The organism is Pseudomonas asiatica (assembly GCF_009932335.1).
Taxonomy (GTDB): Bacteria; Pseudomonadota; Gammaproteobacteria; order Pseudomonadales; family Pseudomonadaceae; genus Aquipseudomonas; species Aquipseudomonas asiatica.
Genome location: NZ_BLJF01000001.1, coordinates 3971966 through 3995393 on the forward strand (window position 1 = coordinate 3971966; position 23428 = coordinate 3995393).

Annotated in this window: 17 protein-coding genes; 11 read left to right on the forward strand and 6 right to left on the reverse strand. The window is 62.2% G+C overall.

Going from position 1 to position 23428, the window contains the following annotated elements:
• Nucleotides 1-130 precede the first annotated feature (130 nt).
• The 10 genes from GYA95_RS18425 (at nucleotide 131) to GYA95_RS18470 (ending at nucleotide 16816) form a co-directional block, all read left to right on the forward strand.
• Nucleotides 131-2587 carry a membrane-bound PQQ-dependent dehydrogenase, glucose/quinate/shikimate family gene (locus GYA95_RS18425; RefSeq protein WP_015271682.1) on the forward strand — a complete coding sequence of 819 codons (2457 nt, stop codon included), beginning with the start codon at nucleotides 131-133 and terminating at the stop codon, nucleotides 2585-2587.
• A gap of 190 nt (nucleotides 2588-2777) precedes the next feature.
• Entirely contained in the window at nucleotides 2778-3515 is a 738-nt protein-coding gene (locus GYA95_RS18430; protein WP_043935892.1) for a TSUP family transporter, read from the forward strand.
• A 29-nt stretch (nucleotides 3516-3544) separates the two neighbouring features.
• Nucleotides 3545-4513, forward strand: coding sequence for a TauD/TfdA family dioxygenase (locus tag GYA95_RS18435; protein ID WP_161551459.1), 969 nt, complete (start codon nucleotides 3545-3547; stop codon nucleotides 4511-4513).
• A gap of 425 nt (nucleotides 4514-4938) precedes the next feature.
• Nucleotides 4939-6993, forward strand: a complete 2055-nt coding sequence (locus GYA95_RS18440) for a putative bifunctional diguanylate cyclase/phosphodiesterase (RefSeq protein ID WP_015271685.1) — start codon at nucleotides 4939-4941, stop codon at nucleotides 6991-6993.
• A gap of 156 nt (nucleotides 6994-7149) precedes the next feature.
• On the forward strand, nucleotides 7150-8487 hold the full coding sequence (locus GYA95_RS18445; protein WP_013974080.1) for an imelysin family protein: 1338 nt from the start codon (nucleotides 7150-7152) through the stop codon (nucleotides 8485-8487).
• A 277-nt stretch (nucleotides 8488-8764) separates the two neighbouring features.
• Nucleotides 8765-10192, forward strand: a complete 1428-nt coding sequence (locus tag GYA95_RS18450) for a di-heme oxidoreductase family protein (protein WP_015271686.1) — start codon at nucleotides 8765-8767, stop codon at nucleotides 10190-10192.
• 20 nt (nucleotides 10193-10212) lie between these two features.
• Nucleotides 10213-11277 (forward strand): imelysin family protein, encoded by a 1065-nt coding sequence (locus GYA95_RS18455; protein WP_015271687.1) that lies wholly within the window; start codon nucleotides 10213-10215, stop codon nucleotides 11275-11277.
• A gap of 2 nt (nucleotides 11278-11279) precedes the next feature.
• Entirely contained in the window at nucleotides 11280-12377 is a 1098-nt protein-coding gene (locus tag GYA95_RS18460; RefSeq protein ID WP_015271688.1) for a DUF1513 domain-containing protein, read from the forward strand.
• Nucleotides 12378-12610: 233 nt separating this feature from the next.
• Entirely contained in the window at nucleotides 12611-13759 is a 1149-nt protein-coding gene (locus GYA95_RS18465; protein WP_015271689.1) for an efflux RND transporter periplasmic adaptor subunit, read from the forward strand.
• Nucleotides 13760-13771: 12 nt separating this feature from the next.
• Nucleotides 13772-16816: a multidrug efflux RND transporter permease subunit gene (locus GYA95_RS18470; RefSeq protein WP_015271690.1), complete on the forward strand. Its 3045-nt coding sequence runs from the start codon at nucleotides 13772-13774 to the stop codon at nucleotides 16814-16816.
• 107 nt (nucleotides 16817-16923) lie between these two features.
• Here the strand turns inward: GYA95_RS18470 and GYA95_RS18475 are convergent, their stop codons facing one another.
• From GYA95_RS18475 to colR, 5 genes are all read right to left on the reverse strand, one after another.
• Nucleotides 16924-17157, reverse strand: coding sequence for a hypothetical protein (locus GYA95_RS18475; RefSeq protein WP_025340525.1), 234 nt, complete (start codon nucleotides 17155-17157; stop codon nucleotides 16924-16926).
• Nucleotides 17154-17855, reverse strand: a complete 702-nt coding sequence (locus GYA95_RS18480) for a lipopolysaccharide kinase InaA family protein (RefSeq protein ID WP_013974087.1) — start codon at nucleotides 17853-17855, stop codon at nucleotides 17154-17156. Before GYA95_RS18480 ends, GYA95_RS18475 begins: the two co-directional genes overlap by 4 nt.
• 6 nt (nucleotides 17856-17861) lie before the next feature.
• Complete coding sequence (locus tag GYA95_RS18485) at nucleotides 17862-18545, reverse strand: class I SAM-dependent methyltransferase (protein ID WP_013974088.1); 684 nt, start codon at nucleotides 18543-18545, stop codon at nucleotides 17862-17864.
• Between the two features lie 107 nt (nucleotides 18546-18652).
• Nucleotides 18653-19963, reverse strand: coding sequence for a sensor histidine kinase (locus GYA95_RS18490; RefSeq protein WP_015271692.1), 1311 nt, complete (start codon nucleotides 19961-19963; stop codon nucleotides 18653-18655).
• Nucleotides 19953-20636 (reverse strand): two-component system response regulator ColR, encoded by a 684-nt coding sequence (colR, locus tag GYA95_RS18495; RefSeq protein WP_003255215.1) that lies wholly within the window; start codon nucleotides 20634-20636, stop codon nucleotides 19953-19955. Before colR ends, GYA95_RS18490 begins: the two co-directional genes overlap by 11 nt.
• A 183-nt stretch (nucleotides 20637-20819) precedes the next feature.
• Here colR and GYA95_RS18500 point away from each other — a divergent pair, with 183 nt between their 5' ends.
• Complete coding sequence (locus GYA95_RS18500) at nucleotides 20820-21548, forward strand: phosphatase PAP2 family protein (RefSeq protein WP_015271693.1); 729 nt, start codon at nucleotides 20820-20822, stop codon at nucleotides 21546-21548.
• 201 nt (nucleotides 21549-21749) lie between these two features.
• Here GYA95_RS18500 and groL read toward each other — a convergent pair whose 3' ends face one another.
• Nucleotides 21750-23390: a chaperonin GroEL gene (gene groL / locus GYA95_RS18505; protein WP_013974091.1), complete on the reverse strand. Its 1641-nt coding sequence runs from the start codon at nucleotides 23388-23390 to the stop codon at nucleotides 21750-21752.
• Nucleotides 23391-23428 lie beyond the last annotated feature (38 nt).

Here is a 23428-nt window from a genome sequence, read left to right on the forward strand (position 1 = left end):
TACAAAACCGCCCTGAGATTCAGCGCCAGGAGTAAATTTCGCGCCACTTATTGTATTTCATTGTAAGAATAAGCAATTATGCGCGCCGCTCGGACGCACTGTGGCACCGAATCACACAGGGATGATTGCAATGAAACAAGGAACGTTGGCTAACGGGACGGGGGTCTCCAGCCTGCTGTTCGGGGTGTACACGATTCTGCTGGCCCTGCTTGGCCTGACGCTGGCCTGTCAGGGAAGCACGCTGGTCAGTGCCGGCGGCTCGCCTTACTACGCAATGATGGGTACCGCATTGCTGCTGTCAGCCGCACTCATGGGCCTGAAGAAGTCGCTCGGCATCTATCTCTACGGTGCAGCATCCCTGGCCACCTACGGCTGGGCAATCTGGGAATCCGGCTACAACGGCTGGGCCTATATCCCACGTCTGGCATGGCTGGTACTTCTCAGTGTGATCTTTCTGGCCTTCTGGCCTCTTGTCCGGCGCGACTTTGCCAAAGTCAACAAGGCACTGTATTTCAGCATCATGGGGGGGCTGCCGCTGCTGATGGCGGCCACCATCCTGACACCGCTGTTCTTCCCCAACACCGTTCACCTGGCCGACTCGCCCGCTATCACCGCGCATACACAGCAACCCTTCAGCCGCAGTACCGTGACCTCACCGGACGCCAATGTCGCCGCGTCCCACGACAAGACCAACTGGACCGCCTATGCCGGCTCCAACCTCGGCAACCACTATTCCGCTGCGGCGCAGATTACCCCAAGCAACGTTTCCGGCCTGGTCAAGGCCTGGGAGTATCATCATGGCGATGTGAAACAGCCTGGCGAAAAAACCAAGTATCTGAACGAGGCCACGCCAATCAAGGTTGGCGACTCGCTGTATACCTGCACGCCCAAGCAAATCATCATTTCGTTGAGCGCCACTACCGGCAAAGAGAACTGGCGCTACGACTCGAAAGTCGACCCGGACTATTTCGCCAACGGTGGTGCCTATTGCCGTGGTGTCTCGTACTACGAAGTACCCAATGCCAGTGGCCTATGCGCCAAACGCATCATCTGGGGCACCAACGACATCCGCCTGGGTGCAGTTGATGCGCTCACCGGGCAGGCCTGCCCAGATTTCGGCACGGCAGGCTTTGCCGACCTCAAGGACGGCCTGGGCACGTTCCGCAAAGGCTCCACCGGCATCACTTCTGCACCACTGGTAATCCGTGGTGTGGTCATTACCGGTGGCCGCGTGCTTGACTCGGATGTGCGCCCGGCGCCATCAGGTGTGGTTCGCGCCTACGACGCAGTCAGCGGCAAACAGAAGTGGGCCTGGGACCTCGGTCGCCCCGACAGCACTGCGCCTGCCGACGCCGATGAAACCTATACGCTCAGCACGCCCAACTCATGGGCGCCGATTTCCGCCGACGACGAACTGGGGCTGGTCTACATCACCACCGGCAATGCTGCAGGCGACTTCTATGGCGGTACCCGTACCGAACAGGAAGACAAGTTCAGCTCTTCACTGGTGGCCCTGGATGCGCTCACCGGCAAGGTCAAATGGCATTTCCAGACCGTCCATCACGACCTCTGGGACTACGACCTGAGCCCACAACCGGCGCTGATCGATTTCCCCACGAGCAGCGGCCCACGCCCGGCCGTCATTCAAGCGACCAAATCGGGCCAGTTGTTCGTCCTCGACCGCGCCACCGGCGAACCGCTGGTCGACGTGGTGCAGGCTGCCGTCCCGCAGGGCACTGCCCCTGGAGACTACACCGCGGCGACGCAGCCGCTGTCACCAAGCATGCCGAGCACCATGGGCCGCCCATCGAAAAGACCGGAAGTGCTGACCGAAGCCGACGCCTGGGGCCTGACGCCGTTCGATCAGTTGCAATGCCGCATCGAGTTTCGCCAGGCGCGTTACGAAGGGATCTTTACACCGCCGGTAGTCGGCCAGCAAAGCCTGATCTTTCCCGGCCATCACGGCGGCCTGAACTGGGGCGGAGTGATGGTGGACCTGCAGCGAGGCCTGCTGATCATCAACAACCAGCGGTTGCCGTACATGCAGGGGCTGGTTCCACGCGAACAGCTCGATGCGATCAATGCCAAGTCGTTTCAGGAGTCGCCGGGCAATAACCAGGGGTTCCGCGTCCAGGCCGGTCTGCCGTTCGGGGCAATCAAGGACCCATGGATGTCAGCGCTGGAACAGCCGTGCATCGCACCACCCTGGGGGTTCATCTCCGCTATCGACCTGCGCACACGTGAAGTGCGCTGGAGCCGCCCGTTCGGCACCGGCTATGACAGTGGGCCCTTGGGCATCGCCTCGAAACTGCGCTTCGAAATCGGCACTCCGAGCGACGCTACTGGCGTGGCTACAGCAGGAGGCGTGACCTTCATTGGCGCTGCCATCGACCGTTTCATGCGCGCCTACAACAGCGAAAGTGGTGAATTGCTGTGGGAAGAGCGCCTACCGGCCGGCAACCAGGCTTCGCCCCTGACCTACATGAGCGAAGGGCGGCAGTACGTTGTTGCCGTGGTCGGCGGGCATGACCGGATTCCGACCAAGCTGGGTGACAGCATCATTGCCTGGGCGCTGCCGGAAAAATAGCGCGCCCGCTGCGTAAAGGCGCTGCTCGGCACTGAAAGCCAGGCGCTGACATACCCGCTATCAACCAATCATCGACAGCCGATGGCGCGCCGTGCGCCGTCGGGTGGCTGCGTGCGCGCCACAAACAGCAACGAGCAACTGCGGTACAGAAGTGCCCGCTTGAATTCATGTCAATCAGACAGGAGTGACAATGTTTGAACTATCCGCTGGCCTATATGTTTTGGTGGGCGTCAGTTTTCTAACTTCTTTGATGACTGCCGCTATCGGCGTAGGCGGCGGGATTGGCCTATTGGCAGTCATGCCGCAGTTCCTGCCCATTTCTGCCGTTGTGCCAGTGCATGGCCTGATTCAGATGGTCAGCAACGGCAGCCGCTTCGCCTTCGATTACAAGCACGCAAAAATCGAGATTCTCCCGCGTTATGTCATCGGCTGCCTTTCAGGGGCAGCCATCGGTTACTTCTTCATTGGGCATTTCCCGGAAAAGTACCTGTCGTTGATTCTCGGCATCTTCATCCTGGCGATTACCTGGACCAAGCTGGTCGCCTCGCTCGGCTTTGTCCTGAAAAACTTTGCCATCGTTGGTTTCCTGCAAACGTTTCTATCACTGTTCGTTGCCGTCACCGGGCTTATTTCCCAGCCGATCCTGATGAGGATGAACATCAACAAGGATCAGGTCATCGTCACCCACGCCATGCAGATGAGTGTATTGCACGGCCTGAAAGTAGCTGCCTTTGTCTTTGCCGGCTTTGCCTTCATGGACTATGCCCAGTTGATCATCATCATGATCACCGCCTCCACCGCCGGTTCCTACCTGGGCGGCTTTCTTCGAAACCGAATATCGCAACGTGTTGGCGCCATCCTGCTTAAAGCCGGGGTGACGTTCTTCGGTTTGAAAATGATTGTGGACCACTTTATTCAAAACGTCTGAGCTTCATCCATTCAAACAAGGAGTTTGAAATGATCGCGCGTAAAAAGTTTGATTCCAAGGACAGCCAGGGGATCTCGACTTTTCTTCATGAACATGGATATTGCGTAATCAACCCCGAGGACGATTCGCTCGAGGCCTTTCGCGCGGTTGCAGGCCGGTTCGGCCTGATCCAGTTCCATACCAAATCCGACAAGACTGGCGTGGTCGGCGGCGGCGATCCGATCAACAAGGACTGGCAAGCGTTCAGGGACGACTACCACGGCGAACTGTCGAGCGACTTCTATCCCCATACGGATGGCTCGTTCCTCAATGGCATGGCGTATATCGATGGGGTTGCCAGAAAGATTACCCCGCCCAAATACGTCATTCTGCAGTGCGTTTCCAAACCGCAGTTTGGCGGTGACAACTTCCTGGTGGATGGGCAACGCATTTATAATGACCTGCTGGTGAATCATCCCGACATCCTGAGGATCCTGATGACCAGTGGCAGTGTCACGTACTGCCGTGATGACCTGCTGTCGATCGATTGTTCTGTCTTCGAAAAGATCAATGAGAACAAACTGCGTATTCGCTACCGGTATGACAGCACTGCGTTCAGTCCGGAATGGGCCAGTTCCGCCTTCCAGTATATCCAGGATGAATATTCAACCAACCCGGACTACATCACCAACATTAGCCTGGAACCCGGCGAAATCCTGGTCATGGACAACTTGCGAGTATTGCATGCACGCCACCAGTTCACTGACGGCAACATGAAAAGAAAAGTCCGTCGGCTGTGGATTGCCGATGACACCAGCATGGTATTCAAGAATATTCTCAACCAGTCGCCGGTGCGCAGGGCCATGTTGCCGTTCCAGAAATACAATATTGCCGCCGCCGAGAACGCGCCTGCCTTCATCGATTACAGTTGCGGGATTCGGTTTCAGTCGGACATGTTCCTGACCCCGCCCTGTGCCGAACTTGAACAATGGCCGGCCAGCAGTGCCAATCGCCAATAACCCTTTCCCCGCACTACTGTAACTGCCCGATAACGCGTGCCTTCACAGTGCCTGCCTGATGGCGGATGCTGTGCTCGTCTGCATGCGTACACAGGTGGTTGCCTTTCATCGCAGGGATCCGTCCGCTTCTCCAGCGGCGTGCAAATCAGACCCGCCCCACAGGCGCTACTCCATTTGGAGGAATGTGCCATGCCTGAGGGGGCGGGCTTGCCCGCGAAGCGGTCGACACGGTTTTCATCCACGCCCCACCCGCAAAACGCTTGCTCAGCCCGCATACCACGCTAACATCAAACCTCTGGAAGATTGTCACGGCGCATTCAAGTTGCGGGGTCAGGCAACCGATACACTTCTGATGGTCGGCCGATAGTGTATCGTCATCGCTGATGGCAAAATGATGCCATGCGCATGGATTAAGGAAACCCCCATTGAAGCTGGAATTGCGGAACAGCTTGTCGGTCAAGTTGCTCAGGGTCGTGCTGCTGTCGGCGCTAGCGGTCGGTGTCGTGCTCAGCTGTGCGCAAATCGTCTACGACACCTACAAGACCCGCCAAGCCGTGAACAGCGATGCCCAACGCATCCTCGACATGTTCCGCGACCCCTCGACCCAGGCGGTATATAGCCTCGACCGCGAAATGGGCATGCAGGTGATTGAAGGCCTGTTCCAGGATGAATCGGTACGCATGGCCTCCATTGGCCACCCCAACGAAACCATGCTCGCAGAAAAGTCCCGCCCGCTGCAGGACATGTCCATGCGCTGGCTGACCGACCTGATCCTCGGCCAGGAACGTACCTACAGCACGCAACTGGTCGGCCGCGGCCCCTACAGCGAATACTACGGCGACCTGAGCATCACCCTCGACACCTCGTCCTACGGCGAAGATTTCCTGATCAACGCCGTGATCATCTTCATTTCCGGCGTGCTGCGGGCCCTGGCCATGGGCCTGGTGCTGTACCTGGTCTACCACTGGCTGCTGACCAAACCGCTGTCGAAGATCATCGAGCACCTCACCCAGATCAACCCCGACCGCCCCAGCCAGCATCAGCTACCGCTGCTCAAGGGCCACGAGAAAAACGAGCTGGGCCTGTGGGTAAATACCGCCAACCAGCTGCTGGCCTCGATCGAGCGCAACACCCATCTGCGTCACGAGGCGGAAAACAGCCTGCAACGCATGGCCCAGTACGACTTCCTCACCGGCCTGCCCAACCGCCAGCAACTGCAGCAGCAACTGGACAAGATCCTCGTCGACGGTGGCCGCCTGCAACACCGCGTGGCGGTACTGTGCGTAGGCCTGGACGACTTCAAGGGCATCAACGAGCAGTTCAGCTACCAGGTCGGCGACCAGTTGCTGCTGGCCCTGGCCGACCGCCTGCGCGCCCACAGCGGCCGACTGGGCGCCCTGGCACGCCTGGGCGGTGACCAGTTCGCCCTGGTGCAGGCCAATATCGAGCAGCCCTACGAGGCCGCCGAACTGGCGCAGAGTATCCTCGACGACCTGGAAGTGCCGTTCGACCTCGACCACCACCAGCAGATCCGCCTGCGCGCCACCATCGGCATCACCCTGTTCCCGGAAGACGGCGACAGCACCGAGAAGCTGCTGCAGAAAGCCGAACAGACCATGACCTTGGCCAAGGCCCGTTCACGCAACCGCTACCAGTTCTACATCGCCAGCGTCGACAGCGAGATGCGCCGCCGTCGCGAACTGGAAAAGGACCTGCGCGAAGCCCTGCCACGCAACCAGCTGTACCTGGTGTATCAGCCACAGATCAGCTACCGCGACCACCGCGTGGTCGGTGTCGAAGCACTGCTGCGCTGGCAACATCCGGAGCTGGGCATGGTGCCCCCGGACCAGTTCATCCCCCTGGCCGAACAGAACGGCAGCATCATCGGCATCGGCGAATGGGTGCTCGACCAGGCGTGCCGGCAATTGCGCGAATGGCACGACATGGGCTTCAGCGACCTGCGCATGGCGGTCAACCTGTCCACCGTACAGCTGCACCACAACGAGCTGCCGCGGGTGGTCAACAACCTGCTGCAGGCTTACCGCCTGCCACCACGCAGCCTGGAACTGGAAGTCACCGAAACCGGCCTGATGGAAGACATCAGCACCGCCGCCCAGCACCTGCTGAGCCTGCGCCGCTCCGGAGCACTGATTGCCATCGACGACTTCGGCACCGGCTACTCGTCGCTCAGCTACTTGAAATCGCTGCCGCTGGACAAGATCAAGATCGACAAGAGCTTCGTCCAGGACCTGCTGGACGACGATGACGACGCCACCATCGTCCGCGCCATCATCCAGCTGGGCAAGAGCCTGGGAATGCAGGTAATCGCCGAAGGCGTGGAAACCGCCGAACAAGAAACCTACATCGTCGCCCAGGGCTGCCACGAGGGCCAGGGCTACCACTACAGCAAGCCGCTGTCGGCCCGTGAGCTGACCAACTTCCTCAAGCAGGCACAGCGAAACCAGGTTTCGATGTTCTGAGCCGCCTGCCCGATTACAGCCCGTGACCGGCATTTACACGAATTGCATGCCCGCCCCTTTACAGCAAATGCAAATCTTTCGCATGATGTTGTCGTTTCGCGTGCCTCGGCGCACCGTCCACCCCTTGGTTTAACCACACGACGCAGGAAACCAATAATGATTCGAATGCCTCTGGCCTCCGCCAGTCTGCTGGCCATTGCCATCGCTCTCGCCGGTTGCGGCGAAGGCAAGGACGACAAGGCCGCCGCGCCGCAAGCCCAGGCACCTGCTGCCGCCAGCACCACCGCTGCAGCGCCCGGGGCTGTCGACGAAGCCGCCGGCAAAGCCGTGGTCAAGCATTACGCCGAGCTGGTCTACGCCGTGTACAGCGACTCGCTGAGCACCGCCAAGACCCTGCAGACCGCAGTCGACGCGTTCCTGGCCAAGCCGAACGACGAAACTCTGAAAGCAGCCAGGGAAGCCTGGGTCGCCTCGCGCGTACCGTACCTGCAGAGCGAAGTATTCCGCTTCGGCAACACCATCATCGACGACTGGGAAGGCCAGGTGAACGCCTGGCCGCTGGACGAAGGCCTGATCGACTACGTCGACAAGAGCTATGAGCACGCCCTGGGCAACCCGGCGGCCAACGCCAACATCATCGCCAACACCGAGATCCAGGTGGGCGAAGAGAAGATCGACGTCAAGGACATCACCCCCGAGAAGCTGGCCAGCCTAAACGAACTGGGCGGCTCTGAAGCCAACGTCGCCACCGGCTACCACGCCATCGAGTTCCTGCTCTGGGGCCAGGACCTGAACGGCACCGGCCCGGGCGCTGGCAACCGTCCGGCGTCGGACTACCTGGAAGGCAAGGGCGCCACCGGTGGCCACAACGACCGCCGCCGTGCCTACCTGAAAGCGGTCACCGACCTGCTGGTCAAGGACCTCGAAGAGATGGTCGGCAACTGGGCACCGAACGTTGCCGACAACTACCGCGCCAAGCTGGAAGCCGAGTCGGTCAACGACGGCCTGCGCAAGATGCTGTTCGGCATGGGCAGCCTGTCGCTGGGCGAACTGGCTGGCGAGCGCATGAAGGTTTCGCTGGAGGCCAACTCGCCGGAAGACGAGCACGACTGCTTCAGCGACAACACCCACTACTCGCACTTCTACGATGCCAAGGGCATCCGCAACGTCTACCTGGGCGAGTACACCCGCCCGGACGGCAGCAAGGTGACCGGCCCGAGCCTGTCGTCGCTGGTGGCCAAAGTAGACCCGGCTGCCGACGCCACCCTCAAGGCCGACCTGGAAGCCACCGAAGCCAAGATCCAGGTGATCGTCGACCACGCGCTCAAGGGCGAGCACTACGACCAGCTGATCGCTGCCGACAACGCAGCCGGCAACCAGATCGTGCGTGACGCCATCGCCTCCCTGGTCAAGCAGACCGGTGCGATCGAGCAGGCCGCGGGCAAGCTGGGCATTGCCAACCTGAACCCGGATACCGCGGATCACGAGTTCTGATCCTGCTGTAGCGGTTCTGAAAGAGGCGGCCTTCGGGTCGCCTTTTTTGCTTCCGGCCCTATCGCCGGCAAGCCAGCTCCCACAGGTTCCCCACTGGGCTCAGAGGCTGTGGGGTACCTGTGGGAGCTGGCTTGCCGGCGATAGGGCCCGACCAGGCAACCACAAACCATGGCCAACTGACACCGATTTCATCCAGCAATTGCAAATTGCTCTTATTCAAACTCCCTCACCCTGCTAAGCTTGCACGCCGGTTTTTCGCTCACGCCCAGGATTTTCGATGTCCTTGTCGCTGTCCCGACTCTCCCCCCTGCTGCTGGCCTTTGCCCTTGCCGCCTGCGATGACGCCCCGCGTTTCACCCAGGCCGAGCCCGGCGAAGCGTTGTCGGGCGGCAAAGCCACCGTGCAGCGCACTGACCGCAATGCCTATTCCCTGCCCTCGGCCAACCTCTCGCCCGAGCGGCGCCTGGATTTCGCCGTAGGCAACAGTTTCTTCCGCAACCCCTGGGTGATCGCCCCGTCCACTACCACCGCCCGTGACGGCCTGGGGCCGCTGTTCAATACCAATGCCTGCCAGAACTGCCACGTGCGCGACGGCCGCGGCCACCCGCCAGAGCCGGGCGACAGCAACGCCGTATCGATGCTGGTACGCCTGTCGATCCCCGACCAGCCCTACCTGGCCAAGGTGGTCGAACGCCTCGGCGTGGTGCCGGAGCCGGTCTATGGCACCCAGCTGCAGGACATGGCCATCCCCGGCGTGACGCCGGAAGGCAAGGTGCGGGTCAGCTACACCAGCGAAACGGTGTCGTTCGAGGATGGCCACCAGGTCGAGCTGCGCAAGCCGGCCCTGCAGATCACCCAGCTCGGCTATGGCGTGATGCACCCCGACACGCGCTTTTCGGCGCGGGTGGCGCCGCCGATGATCGGCTTGGGCCTGCTCGAAGCCATCCCCGAGGCCGACCTGCTGGCCAACGAGGATCCCGACGACCGCAACCGCGACGGCATCCGCGGCCGGGCCAACCGGGTGTGGGATGACGCCCAGGGCAAAACCGTGGTCGGCCGCTTCGGCTGGAAGGCCGGGCAGCCCAACGTCAACCAGCAGAACGTGCATGCCTTTGCCGGCGACATGGGCCTGACCACCACCCTGCAGCCCAACGATGACTGCACCCAGGCGCAGTCCGACTGCCTGGCCGCGCCCAACGGCGACGGTGCCGATGGCGAAAAGGAGGTCAGCGACAACATCCTGCGCCTGGTTACCTTCTACACGCGCAACCTGGCCGTACCGGCCCGACGCGACGTGGGCTCGCCGCAGGTGCTGGCGGGCAAGAACCTGTTCTACCAGGCCGGCTGCCAGGGCTGCCATACACCGCAGTTCACCACAGCCGCCAATGCCGCCGAGCCGGAGCTGGCCAACCAGTTGATCCGTCCTTACAGCGACCTGCTGTTGCATGACATGGGCCCGGGCCTGGCCGACGAGCGCACCGAATTCGCCGCCAACGGCCAGGACTGGCGCACCCCGCCACTGTGGGGCATCGGCCTGAGCGAAACGGTCAGTGGCCACAGCCAGTTCCTGCACGACGGCCGCGCCCGCAACCTGCTCGAGGCCGTGCTCTGGCACGGTGGCGAGGCCGAGTCGGCACGCAATTTCGTACTCACTTTCAATGCCGAGCAGCGTGCCGCGTTGCTGGCTTTCCTGAACTCACTTTAAAAAGCGCAAAGGAGCCGGGCATGTTCCGACCCAAACTGTTGTTCACCAGCCTCGCCGCACTCGCCCTCGGCGCCTGCTCGCCGCAGGACCCGCAAGCCGTGACCTCCGCTGCCATCGCCAAGCAGGTGATCCTGCCCACCTACAGCCGCTGGGTCGAAGCCGACCGCACGCTGGCCGCCAGCGCCCTGGCCTACTGCGAAGGCAAGGAAACCCTGGACAAGGCCCGTGCCGACTTCCTCAATGCGCAAAAAGCCTGGGCCGAGCTGCAACCGCTGCTGGTCGGCCCGCTGGCCGAAGGCAACCGCGCCTGGCAAGTACAGTTCTGGCCCGACAAGAAGAACCTGGTCGGCCGCCAGGTCGAGCAGCTGGTCAACGCAGACCAGCCGGTCGATGCCGCGGCCTTGGGCAAGGCCAGCGTGGTGGTGCGTGGCCTGTCGGCCTACGAGTACATCCTGTTCGACAGCAAGCCGGACATCGCCACTGCCGAGCAGAAAGCCCGCTACTGCCCGTTGCTGGTGGCCATCGGTGAACACCAGAAAACCCTGGCCGAAGAGATCCTCAAGGGCTGGAACAGCACCGACGGCATGCTCTCGCAGATGACCAAGTTCCCCAACCAGCGCTACGCCGACTCCCACGAGGCCATCGCCGACCTGCTGCGCGCCCAGGTCACCGCCCTGGACAGCCTGAAGAAAAAGCTCGGTGCGCCGATGGGCCGCCAGAGCAAGGGCATTCCGCAGCCACTGCAGGCCGAAGCCTGGCGCAGCCACAGCTCGCTCAAGAGCCTGGAGGCCAGCCTCAAGGCCGCCGAAGCGGTCTGGGTCGGGGTCGACAACCAAGGCCTGCGCGGCTTGCTGTCCAGCGATCAGAAAGCCCTGGCAGACAAGATCGACGTCGCCTACGCTGCCTCGCTCAAACTGCTGGCCGACAACCAGAAAACCTTGGGCGAGCTGCTGGCCGACGACGCTGGCCAGCAAACCCTGAACCAGATCTACGACAGCCTCAACGTCGTCCACCGCCTGCACGAAGGCGAGCTGGCCAAGGCGTTGAACATCCAGCTGGGCTTCAATGCCAACGACGGTGACTGATCATGCTGCGACGCCAGGCCCTCAAACTCGGTAGCGTATTGCTCAGCGCCCTCACCCTGGGCGGCTGGAGCCTGTTCCGCAACAAAGGCAGCGAGCCCCTGCTGCTGTCGGCGCGTGACGACGGCGACGGCAAGCACTATGCGGTCGCGTTCCGCCTGGACGGCACCCAGGTGTTCAGCACCCAGGTCGCCCAACGTTGCCATGCCATCATCCATCACCCGGACCTGCCGATCGCCCTGTTCGTCGCCCGCCGTCCCGGCACCGAAAGCTACCTGGTCGACCTGCGCGACGGGCGCCTGCTGCAAACCGTCACCTCGCAGCCGAACCGGCACTTCTACGGCCACGCGGTCATCCACAAAGGTGGCGAATGGCTGTATGCCACCGAGAACGACACCACCGACCCGGGGCGTGGCGTACTCGGCGTGTACCGCTTCGAAGGCGAGCGCCTGGTGCACAGCGGGGAGATTCCGACCCACGGCATCGGCCCGCACGAAGTGGCCTGGCTGCCGGACGGCGAAACGCTGATCGTGGCCAACGGCGGTATCCGCACCGAAGCCGAAAGCCGGGTGGAGATGAACCTCGACGCCATGGAACCGAGCCTGGTGCTGATGCAGCGCGACGGCACCCTGCTGAGCAAGGAAACCCTGGCCCAGCAGATGAACAGCGTGCGCCACCTGGCGGTGGGCAGCGATGGCACCATCGCCGCCTGCCAGCAGTTCATGGGCGATGCCGATGAAACCGCCGAATTGCTGGCGATCAAGCGCCCTGGCGAGCCGTTCAAGGCCTTCCCGGTACCGGAGCGGCAGTTGCAGGCCATGGCCCAGTACACCGCCAGCGTGGCTATCCACAGCGAGCTGCGGCTGGTCGCGCTGACCGCGCCACGGGCCAACCGCCTGTTTGTCTGGGACCTGGACAGCGGCGCGGTGCGGCTGGATGCGCCAATGCCCGATTGCGCGGGGGTGGGCGCGGTACAGGACGGCTTTGTCGTCACCTCCGGGCAGGGCCGTTGCCGGTTCTATGATTGCCGCAAGGCCGAACTGGTCGGGCAACCGATGAACCTGCCGTCCGGTTTCTGGGACAACCACCTGCATCTCGTCTGATTTTCGGGTTGGCTGTACTGGCCCCTTCGCGGCTAAAGCCGCTCCCACAGGAATAGCGCAACCCGCTGACTGCGCGGCCCCTGCGGGAGCGGCTTTAGCCGCGAAGGGGCCGGCCCAGGCATTCCACTCCCCTTCCCCCAAAAAACAGTCAATACTTCCCCCATCCACACGTGGGCAGGATCGCCCGTTGTCGTGTCTAAGCGAATAACAACCGCATCCAAGGAACCGGACCTATGCTGCGCCGCCGCATGCTCATCATGTTGGCCGTGGTTCTGCTGATCGTGCTGGCCCTGGGGGGCTACAAAGCCTTTTCGATCTACCAGCAGATCCAGATGTTCACTGCCCCCAAGCCGCCCATCACCGTGGCGGCCGCCTTGGCCGAACAGCGCCCGTGGCAAGAGCGCCTGCCCGCCGTCGGCAGCCTCAAGGCGCTACAGGGCGTTGAACTGAGCCTGGAAGTGGAAGGCATCGTCAAGGCCCTGCATTTCGACTCAGGCCAGCAGGTCAAGGCCGGGCAACTGTTGCTGCAACTCAACGACGACCAGGAAACCGCCCTGCTCGGCACCGCCCAGGCCGACCTGGGCCTGGCCAAGGTAGATTTCGGCCGTGGCAGCCAGCTGGTCGGCGACTCGGCCATCTCCCGCGGCGAATTCGACCGCCTCACCGCCCAGTACCGGCGCAATCAGGCGGTGGTCGACCAGCTCAAGGCATCGAAGACCAAGAAGAGCATCAGCGCTCCGTTCAGCGGCACCATCGGCATTCGCCAAGTGGACGTCGGCGACTATCTGGCCGCCGGCACGGTGATCGCCACCCTGCAGGACACATCCAGCCTCTACGTCGACTTCAACGTACCGGAACAGGCCCTGCCACACCTCAGCCTGGGCCAGCAGGTGCTGGTGCAGGTGGCCGCCTACCCGGGCCAGACCTTCCCCGCCAGCCTCAGCGCCATCAACCCCAAGGTCGAGGAAACCACGCGCAACCTGCTGGTGCGCGCAACCATGGCCAACCCGGACAGCAAGCTGCTGCCGGGCATGTTCGCCAGCCTGCTGATCCTGTTACCCAACCCGCAGCCACAAGTGGTGGTGCCTGAAAGCGCCATCACCTACACCCTGTATGGCAACTCGGTGTATGTCGCAACGCCGAAAAAGGACAAGGACGGCAAGCCACTAAACGACGACAAGGGCCAGCCGCAGCTCACCGCCGAGCAGCGCGCGGTGCAGACCGGCGAGCGCCGTGACGGCGTGGTGGTGGTCAGCAAGGGCCTGCAGGCCGGGGAACAGGTGGTCACCGCCGGCCAACTGAAGCTCACCCCCGGCGCCGCGATCCGCATCGGCCAGGACAAAGCCCTCAAGCCCGCACAGGGCACGCCGGGCAAGGACTGACAGGAGGCTGGCATGGCGTTCACCGACCCGTTCATCCGCCGCCCGGTGCTGGCCAGCGTGGTGAGCCTGCTGATCCTGCTGCTGGGCTTCCAGGCCTGGAACAAGCTGCAGATCCGCCAGTATCCGCAAATGGAAAATGCCCTGATCACGGTAACCACCGCCTACCCCGGCGCCAACGCCGAGACCATCCAGGGCTATATCACCCAGCCGCTGCAGCAAAGCCTGGCCAGCGCCGAAGGCATCGACTACATGACCTCGGTGAGCAGACAGAACTTCTCGATCATTTCCATCTACGCCCGCATCGGCGCCGACAGCGACCGGTTGTTCACCGAACTGCTGGCCAAGGCCAACGAAGTGCGCAACAAGCTGCCCCAGGACTCGGAAGACCCGGTACTGAGCAAGGAAGCCGCCGATGCTTCGGCGCTTATGTACATCAGTTTCTACAGCAAAGAGATGAGCAACCCGCAAATCACCGACTACCTGTCGCGGGTGATCCAGCCCAAGCTGGCGACCCTGCCGGGCATGGCCGAAGCGGAAATCCTCGGCAACCAGGTATTCGCCATGCGCATCTGGATCGACCCGGTGAAACTGGCGGGCTATGGCCTGTCTGCCATCGACGTGACCAATGCCGTGCGCCGCTACAACTTCCTTTCCGCGGCCGGCGAGGTGAAGGGTGAATACGTGGTCACCAGCATCAACGCCAGCACCGAGCTGAAGTCGGCCGAGGCGTTCGCCGCCCTGCCGGTCAAGACCAGTGGCGACAGCCGCGTGCTGCTTGGCGATGTGGCGCGGGTCGAGATGGGGGCGGAAAACTACGATACGGTCAGCTCGTTCGACGGCACCCCATCGGTGTACATCGGCATCAAGGCCACACCAGCCGCCAACCCGCTGGACGTCATCAAGGAAGTGCGGCGCATCATGCCCGAGCTGGAAAGCCAGCTGCCCTCGGCGCTGAAGGTATCGATCGCCTATGACGCCACGCTTTTCATCCAGGCCTCCATCGACGAAGTGATCAAGACCCTCGGCGAAGCTGTACTGATCGTCATCGTGGTGGTGTTCCTGTTCCTCGGTGCCCTGCGTTCGGTGCTGATTCCGGTGGTGACCATTCCGCTGTCGATGATCGGCGTGCTGTTCTTCATGCAGATGATGGGCTATTCGCTCAATCTGCTGACCCTGCTGGCCATGGTGCTGGCCATCGGGCTGGTGGTGGACGACGCGATTGTCGTGGTGGAGAACATCCACCGGCACATGGAAGAAGGCAAGTCGCCGTTCGACGCCGCCCTCGAGGGCGCCCGCGAAATCGCCATGCCGGTGGTGTCGATGACCATCACCCTGGCGGCGGTGTATGCACCGATCGGCTTCCTCACCGGGCTGACCGGCGCATTGTTCAAGGAATTTGCCCTGACCCTGGCCGGTGCGGTGATCATATCCGGCATCGTTGCCCTCACCCTGTCACCAATGATGTGCGCGCTGCTGCTGCGTCAGGAACAGAACCCCAGCGGCCTGGCCCACCGCCTGGACGTGCTGTTCGAACGCCTGAAGGTGCGCTACCAGCGCCTGCTGCACACCACCCTCGACAGCCGGCCCGTCGTGCTGGTGTTTGCCGTGATCATTCTGTGCCTGATTCCGGTACTGCTGAAGTTCACCCAGAACGAACTGGCGCCCAACGAAGACCAGGGGGTGATCTTCATGATGAGCAGTTCACCCCAGCCGGCCAACCTTGATTACCTCAACGCCTATACCGACGAATTCACCCCGCTGTTCAAGGCTTTCCCCGAGTATTACTCGTCGTTCCAGATCAACGGTTTCAATGGCGTGCAGACCGGCATCGGCGGCTTCCTGCTCAAACCCTGGAACGAGCGCGAGCGCACGCAGATGGAGCTGCTGCCGCTGGTGCAGAGCAAGCTCGAAGAAATCAGTGGCCTGCAGATCTTCGGCTTCAACCTGCCGTCGCTGCCCGGCACCGGCGAGGGCCTGCCATTCCAGTTCGTGATCAACAGCGCTGGCGACTACCCGGCACTGCTGGATGTGGCCCAGCGCATCAAGGCCCGCGCCCAGGAATCCGGCAAGTTCGCCTTCCTCGACATCGACCTGGCCTTCGACAAGCCCGAGGTGGTGGTGGATATCGACCGGGCCAAGGCGGCGCAGATGGGGGTGTCGATGGACACCTTGGGCAGCACCCTGGCGACCTTGCTGGGCGAGGCGGAAATCAACCGCTTCACCCTCGAAGGCCGCAGCTACAAGGTGATTGCCCAGGTCGAGCGGCCTTACCGCGACAACCCCGGCTGGCTGAACAACTACTACGTGAAGAACGACCAGGGCCAGCTGCTGCCACTATCCACCCTGATCACCCTCACCGACCGCGCCCGCCCGCGCCAGCTCAACCAGTTCCAGCAGCTGAACTCGGCGATCATCCAGGGCGTGCCCATGGTCAGCCTGGGCGAGGCGCTGCAGACCGTACAGGGCCTCGCCCGCGAGGAGGCTCCGGAAGGTTTCGCCTTCGACTATGCCGGCGTGGCGCGCCAGTACGTGCAGGAAGGCAGCGCGCTGTGGGTGACCTTCGGCCTGGCATTGGCGATCATCTTCCTGGTGCTGGCGGCGCAGTTCGAAAGCTTCCGCGACCCACTGGTAATACTGGTGACGGTGCCGTTGTCGATCTGTGGCGCGCTGCTGCCACTGTTCCTTGGCGTATCGAGCATGAATATCTACACCCAGGTCGGGCTGGTGACACTGATTGGGCTGATCAGCAAGCACGGCATCCTGATTGTCGAGTTCGCCAACCAGTTACGTGAGGAGCGCGGCATGAGTGTGCGCGAGGCGATCGAGGAAGCCGCGGCGATTCGGCTGCGGCCGGTGCTGATGACTACGGCAGCGATGGTATTTGGCATGGTACCGCTGATCCTGGCGACTGGTGCGGGGGCGGTCAGCCGCTTTGACATCGGTACGGTGATTGCCACCGGGATGTCGATTGGTACGCTATTTACCCTGTTCGTGTTGCCTTGTATCTACACCCTGCTGGCGCACAAGGCGGTTGCCAGGGAAACATCGGTTGCCTGAAACGGCCTCTTCGCGGGTAAACCCGCGAAGAGGCCGGCAAGGCAGAGGCAAAAATGCCATAGGCCCCGCGATCGCGAGGCCTCTGGCATTCCCACCTACCACCGGGTTCAACCGAACGGCCGCAACCCCTGGCGCATGCCGAACAGGAACAGCAACAGGTCCTGATCCGGCGCGGCCTCGGCCTGTTGCTGCGGTTTCACATCCCGCGGCAACGCGCACTGGTCGGCCAGTTCGGCCTTGCTGAACACCGTCGGCCTCGGCTCCTCCCAGGCAGCCACCGCCACGGTGGTCACCGCCAGGCCAGCTACCAGGAACAAAGCTCGAGCTATTTCTAGTTTCATTGCCCTAACCCTTTGACAGCGCTGCCAAACGCCATCTGGTAAAAATAGAGCAGTGTTTGCCATTCCGCGTCATTCATCGACGAATGGCGGCGCAGCTGGCGCAGGTCATTGCCCGCCGCACGCTGGCAGCTGATGCGCCGACGGCATTTTTCCAGGTCCAGCAGCGCGACTTCGACCCGGGCCTGCTCGCCCTCGCCAATCACCTTGACGAACACATGCTTGCCATACAGGCAACCGTGCTGCCAGTGCCCCAGGTGCATGCGCGCCAGGTTGTCCGCCAGGTCCTTGAGCATGCGCTCATGCACCACCTGCGGGTAACGCTCGCGGGCACCTTCGGCATGCCAGGTATCGAGTTCGACGAAACCGTCGAGTGCTTCGCTCACCAATAGCGCACGCCACTGCTTGTCGGCACCACGTTCGGCGCCACAGAAGACGATGCGCGGTACACGCACCCCCAGTTGCTCGAAGCTGTTCAACGCATCGAGCTCACGCAATACGGTCGGCCGGCCGAAAGGGTGCAGCAGGCTACGGTAGATATGCCCGACCTGGCGCTTGGCATACAGCAGCTTGCCATTGCCATCGTCGAGGCGTTGCACACCGCTCTCGCCACCACGGCGCTGGTTAGGCTCCTCGACCCACTCGCCCTGCTGGCGCCAGTAAAAATCGAACCGCGACTCCCCGCTCTGGGCTACAGCCATCAAACACTACCCCTTACGCAATACATATACCCTCCACATGGCATAGAACGGCAGGAAATCGAGGCGTTCCTGGATTCTGAAGCCGGCGGCTCGGAATTCTTCTTCGACCGTATCGGCCGGTAACACAAAACGGTTCTGGTAGTTGTCCTGGTCGCCCTTCCTGGACCTGCGGCGCTGTTCCAGTTTTTTCCGGCGCCAGGCCTTGAAATTACCATCCACCCACAATGACAGGATCACACTATCACGGCTAACCCGTTGAAACTCCGAAAGAATGGTCTTTCTGTGCGCCGCTTCGCCGATGTGGTGGAACAAGCGCATGCAGAAGATGCTGTCCACCGAATTGTCCGGCAAGTCGATGGCAAATGCCGAAGTCTGCAAAGGGCGTACCCGTGCCACCACCTCTGGCGCTTGCGCGGTACAGGCTGTCTCGATCATCGCTTCTGAGTTGTCGGCGCCGATGATCACCCGGTTGGGCTTTTCTGCCAGCAACGGCCAGAAGCGGCCAGCACCGCATGGCAGGTCGAGGACCAGCCCAGGCTCACCAGCCAATGCCAAGGCACGACGCGCCAGTTGCTCATCACGCTTGTGGGAAAGGCGTCGCGCCAGGCCATCCTGGTGCTTGAGAAAGTACTCGCGGGCATGTTCTTTGTCGTACTTCTCGGAAAATTCAAGCTTGATGGGGCTACGCATTGGGCATCTCCTGACTCCATTCCGCCCACATTAGGTAAGCAAGCGTATGAATCAGGTCATGCTGGTGTGAAAAATATGTTGAGCGCCGAATGACCTGTTACCACAGATTACTCGACCAAAGCCTCCGGATCGCCCTTGGCCGCGGTATTGCTCAGGTCGACCACGAAACGGCAGCCGTGGGGCAAGGTTGATGTGAGGGTGACATGCCAACCTTGGTCATCGCAGATGCGCTGTACCAACGACAGGCCCAGGCCCAGGCCCTCACCGCGCCGCTCATCGCCGCGCACGAACGGCCGGAACATCGCCTCGCGCTGTTCCTCCGGGATACCCACGCCACTGTCCTCCACGCTGAAGCCGTTGGCTTCCAGGCTCAGGCGGATGTAGCCGCTGTCGGTGTAGTGCGCGGCATTACGCAGCAGGTTGCCCATTACCGACTGCAGGAAGGTGGCGTTGTACAGTACCGGGCTGGCACTGACGCGGCCATCGTAATACAAGGCCAGGCCCTTCTGCTCGATGGTGTCGCGCCAAACCCCGACCAGTTCGTCAGCCACCTCCCGCAGGGTGGCCCGCGATGCCACCGCACCCTCGTCGCGCTGTGCCCGGGCCAGCATCAGGAAGGTCTTGACCAGCTCGCGCATTTCTTCCGTGGCCCGCGCCACACGCTCCACCTGGCTGCGCGAGCGGGCGTCCAGCGTCGGGTTTTCCATCAGCAGCTCACACGAGGTGGCCAGCACCATCAAGGGTGTGCGCAATTCATGGCTGACGTCGCTGGTGAACAACCGTTCGCGGGTCAGGGCATCGCGCAGGCGGCCCAGGGTATCGTCGAAGGCTACCGCCAGCTGGCCGACTTCGTCCGCGGCATAGTCCGGTGCCAGCGGCGGGGCCAGCCCCAGCAACTGGTCACGGTGGCGTACCTGGCGCGCCAGGCGGATCACCGGCGCCATCACCCGGCGCGCCACCAGCCAGCCGAGGATCACCGCCAGTACCAGGCTGAGCACGAAGCCCACCACCACCACAGCGAACAGCAAGCGCTCGCGCTCTTCGAAGTCGCTCTGGTCCTGCAACAGCACATAGCGACGGCCATCAACGATCTCGACCATGGCGTGGTACGACAGTTGATCGCGGAATACCTCGTGGAAGCCGCGGTCAAGGTGGCGCAGGTCCTTGGGAAGTTCGAAGTCGTCGCGCCCGCCGCTGAAATAGAACAGTTGGTCGGGGCGGGGGCGGTGGCTCCAGTCGCTGACGCTGTCCATGCGCAGCAAGCGCTGCAAGTCACCGCCCAGCACCGAGGAAATCAGCCGCTCTTCGACCAGGTGCACGGTGCCGACGATGCCAAAGGCGAAGGCCCCGGCCACCAGCGCGCTCATCAGGGCAAAGGCGATGATGATGCGCTGGGCAAGGCTTTGCTTAAACTCCATCACGGCCCTCGGCGAGGCGATAGCCGACGCCATGGACGGTATGCAGCAGCGGTTTTTCAAACGGCTTGTCGATCACCTGGCGCAGCTGGTGCACGTGGCTGCGCAGGCTGTCGCTGTCAGGGCAATCATCTCCCCACAGGGCTTCTTCCAGCACTTCGCGACGCAATACGTGCGGGCTTTTCTGCATCAGCACCGCCAACAGCTTGAGGCCGACCGGGTTGAGCTTGAGCAAGCGGCCCTGGCGGGTGACCTCGAGGGTGTCCAGGTCATAACTGAGGTCGGCCACCTGCAAGGTGCGGCGCCCACCGCCCTGGGCCCGGCGCAGCACCGCTTCGATGCGGGCGGCCAGCTCCGACAGGGCGAAGGGCTTGAGCAGGTAGTCGTCGGCACCGGAGCGGAAGCCTTGCAGGCGGTCGTCCAATTGGTCGCGGGCGGTGAGCATGATCACCGGCGTGTCGCGGCGGGCGTCTTCGCGCAGGCGCTTGCACAGGGTGTAGCCGTCGATGCCCGGCAACATGATGTCGAGCACGATCAGGTCGTAGTGCTCGGTGGCAGCCAGGTGCAGGCCGGACAGGCCATCCTGGGCACAGTCGACGGTATAGCCTTTCATGCCCAGGTAATCGGCCAGGTTGGCCAGGATATCGCGGTTGTCTTCAACCAAAAGAATGCGCATCGGTTTCTCCTGTGCGGCGCTTCTCGCTGTGGTGCGCGGCAGGCGCAGCTTAAGGCCTATGCCTGCAGGGTGCCAGCCCCAGGGAAAATTCAGCGCACTTGACGGTTTTTTCACTGATCCTTCACGGACACAGGATAGCGGGCGGCCGACAATGCCCGATCTTTTTCGCGCCCTGGAGCCGCCATGCAGCAACCAAATCGCCCCCGCCCGATCAATTTCTGGCTTTATCTGGGGCTACCCCTGGCGACCGCAATCGGCCTGATTCTGCTGGAACTGACCTCGGTCGACATGGACATTGCCAACCTGTTCTTCGACCCTGCTGCCGGGCAGTTCATCGGCCGCCACAGCTATTTGCTGGAGAACATCCTGCATGACAGGGTCAAGCAGGGGGTGATCCTGCTGGGAGTGATGTCGCTGGTGACCTTTGCTGCCAGCTTCTTCTGGAAGCGCCTGTTCGGCTGGCGCCGTGAGCTGGGCTGCCTGGTGCTGGCACTGGGCCTTTCCACGGCGTTTGTCACACCGCTGAAGAAAGTGACCCAGGTGCAATGCCCGTGGAGCCTGACCCAGTTTGGCGGGAAGGAAACCTACAGCAAGCTGCTGGAGCCGCGGCCGGCAACCGACAAGCCCGGGCTGTGCTGGCCGGGCGGGCATGCCGCCACCGGGTTCTGCCTGTTCGGGCTGTTCTTCATGTTGCGTGATCGCAAGCCAAGGCTGGCGCGAGTGGCGTTGACGGTGGCCTTCGTCGCCGGGTCGGTGCTGTCGCTGGGGCGGATGATGCAGGGAGCGCACTTCCTGTCGCACAACGTGTGGACGGCGGTGTTCTGCTGGTTGATCGGCTTGGGGTCGTATTACCTGGTTCTGTATCGGCGGGGAATGGCTGAGGTGCCTGCTGCCGAGCGTAGCGTTGCCTGACCCAGGGGCCGCTTTGCGGCCCTTTCGCCGGCAAGCCAGCTCCCACAGGTACAGCGCAAGTCCCAGTGTTGGCGCAATCCTGTAGGAGCGGCCTTGTGTCGCGATGGGCTGCAAAGCAGCCCCAATGGCCCTCACAGGAAAACAAAAAAGCCCCGGTTCTCGCGAACCGGGGCTTTTCATGGTGCAGGGGGTAAGGCTGGCTTACATCATGCCGCCCATGCCACCCATGCCGCCCATGTCAGGCATGCCAGCAGCTGGCTTGTCTTCTGGCAGGTCAGCGACCATGGCTTCGGTGGTGATCATCAGACCGCCGATCGAAGCAGCAGCTTGCAGCGCCGAGCGGGTGACTTTGGCTGGGTCCAGGATACCCATCTCGATCATGTCGCCGTATTCGCCGGTAGCAGCGTTGTAACCGAAGTTACCCGAACCTTGCTTGACCTTGTCAGCGACAACGCTTGGCTCGTCGCCGGCGTTGGCAGTGATCTGGCGCAGCGGCGCTTCAACAGCGCGACGCAGCAGGGCGATACCGACGTTCTGGTCTTCGTTGTCGCCTTTGAGGTTGGCAATGGCAGCCAGGGAGCGAACCAGGGCTACACCACCGCCAGGTACCACGCCTTCTTCAACGGCTGCACGGGTTGCGTGCAGGGCGTCTTCAACGCGGGCTTTCTTCTCTTTCATTTCAACTTCGGTGCCGGCACCGACCTTGATCACGGCAACACCGCCAGCCAGTTTGGCCAGACGCTCTTGCAGCTTCTCACGGTCGTAGTCCGAGGAAGTCTCTTCGATCTGGGCACGGATCTGCTTGACGCGTGCTTCGATCTCGGTGTCGGCGCCAGCGCCGTCGATGATGGTGGTGTTTTCCTTGGACAGGATGACGCGCTTGGCGTTACCCAGGTGCTCCAGGGTAGCAGTTTCCAGCGACAGGCCGATTTCTTCGGAGATGACCTGGCCGCCAGTCAGGACGGCGATGTCCTGCAGCATGGCCTTGCGGCGGTCGCCGAAGCCCGGAGCCTTGACCGCAGCAACCTTGACGATGCCGCGCATGTTGTTGACTACCAGGGTAGCCAGGGCTTCACCTTCAACGTCTTCGGCAACGATCAGCAGTGGGCGGCCGGCCTTGGCAACGGCTTCCAGAACTGGCAGCAGCTCACGGATGTTGGAGATCTTCTTGTCGACCAGCAGCAGCAGCGGGCCTTCCAGCTCGGCAACCATGGTGTCCGGCTTGTTGACGAAGTACGGGGACAGGTAGCCGCGGTCGAACTGCATGCCTTCAACGACCGACAGTTCGTTTTCCAGGCCCGAGCCTTCTTCAACGGTGATCACGCCTTCTTTACCGACTTTTTCCATGGCTTCGGCGATGATTTCACCGATGGAGTTGTCGGAGTTGGCGGAGATGGTACCTACCTGGGCGATGGCCTTGGAGTCGGCGCATGGCTTGGACAGGTTCTTCAGCTCGGCGACGACGGCAGCGGTGGCCTTGTCGATGCCGCGCTTCAGGTCCATCGGGTTCATGCCGGCAGCGACGGCTTTCAGGCCTTCGTTGACGATGGCCTGAGCCAGGACGGTAGCGGTGGTGGTGCCGTCACCGGCAGCGTCGTTGGCCTTGGAAGCAACTTCCTTGACCAGTTGGGCGCCCATGTTCTCGAAGGCGTCTTTCAGCTCGATTTCCTTGGCGACGGAAACGCCGTCCTTGGTGATGGTCGGAGCGCCGAAGCTCTTGGCCAGCACCACGTTACGGCCTTTCGGGCCCAGGGTCGCTTTTACCGCGTCAGCCAGAACGTTGACACCAACCAGCATTTTCTTACGAGCGGAATCGCCGAATTTTACGTCTTTAGCAGCCATGATCGTTTAATCCTTGGAATTCTTTGGAGTAACGGGAA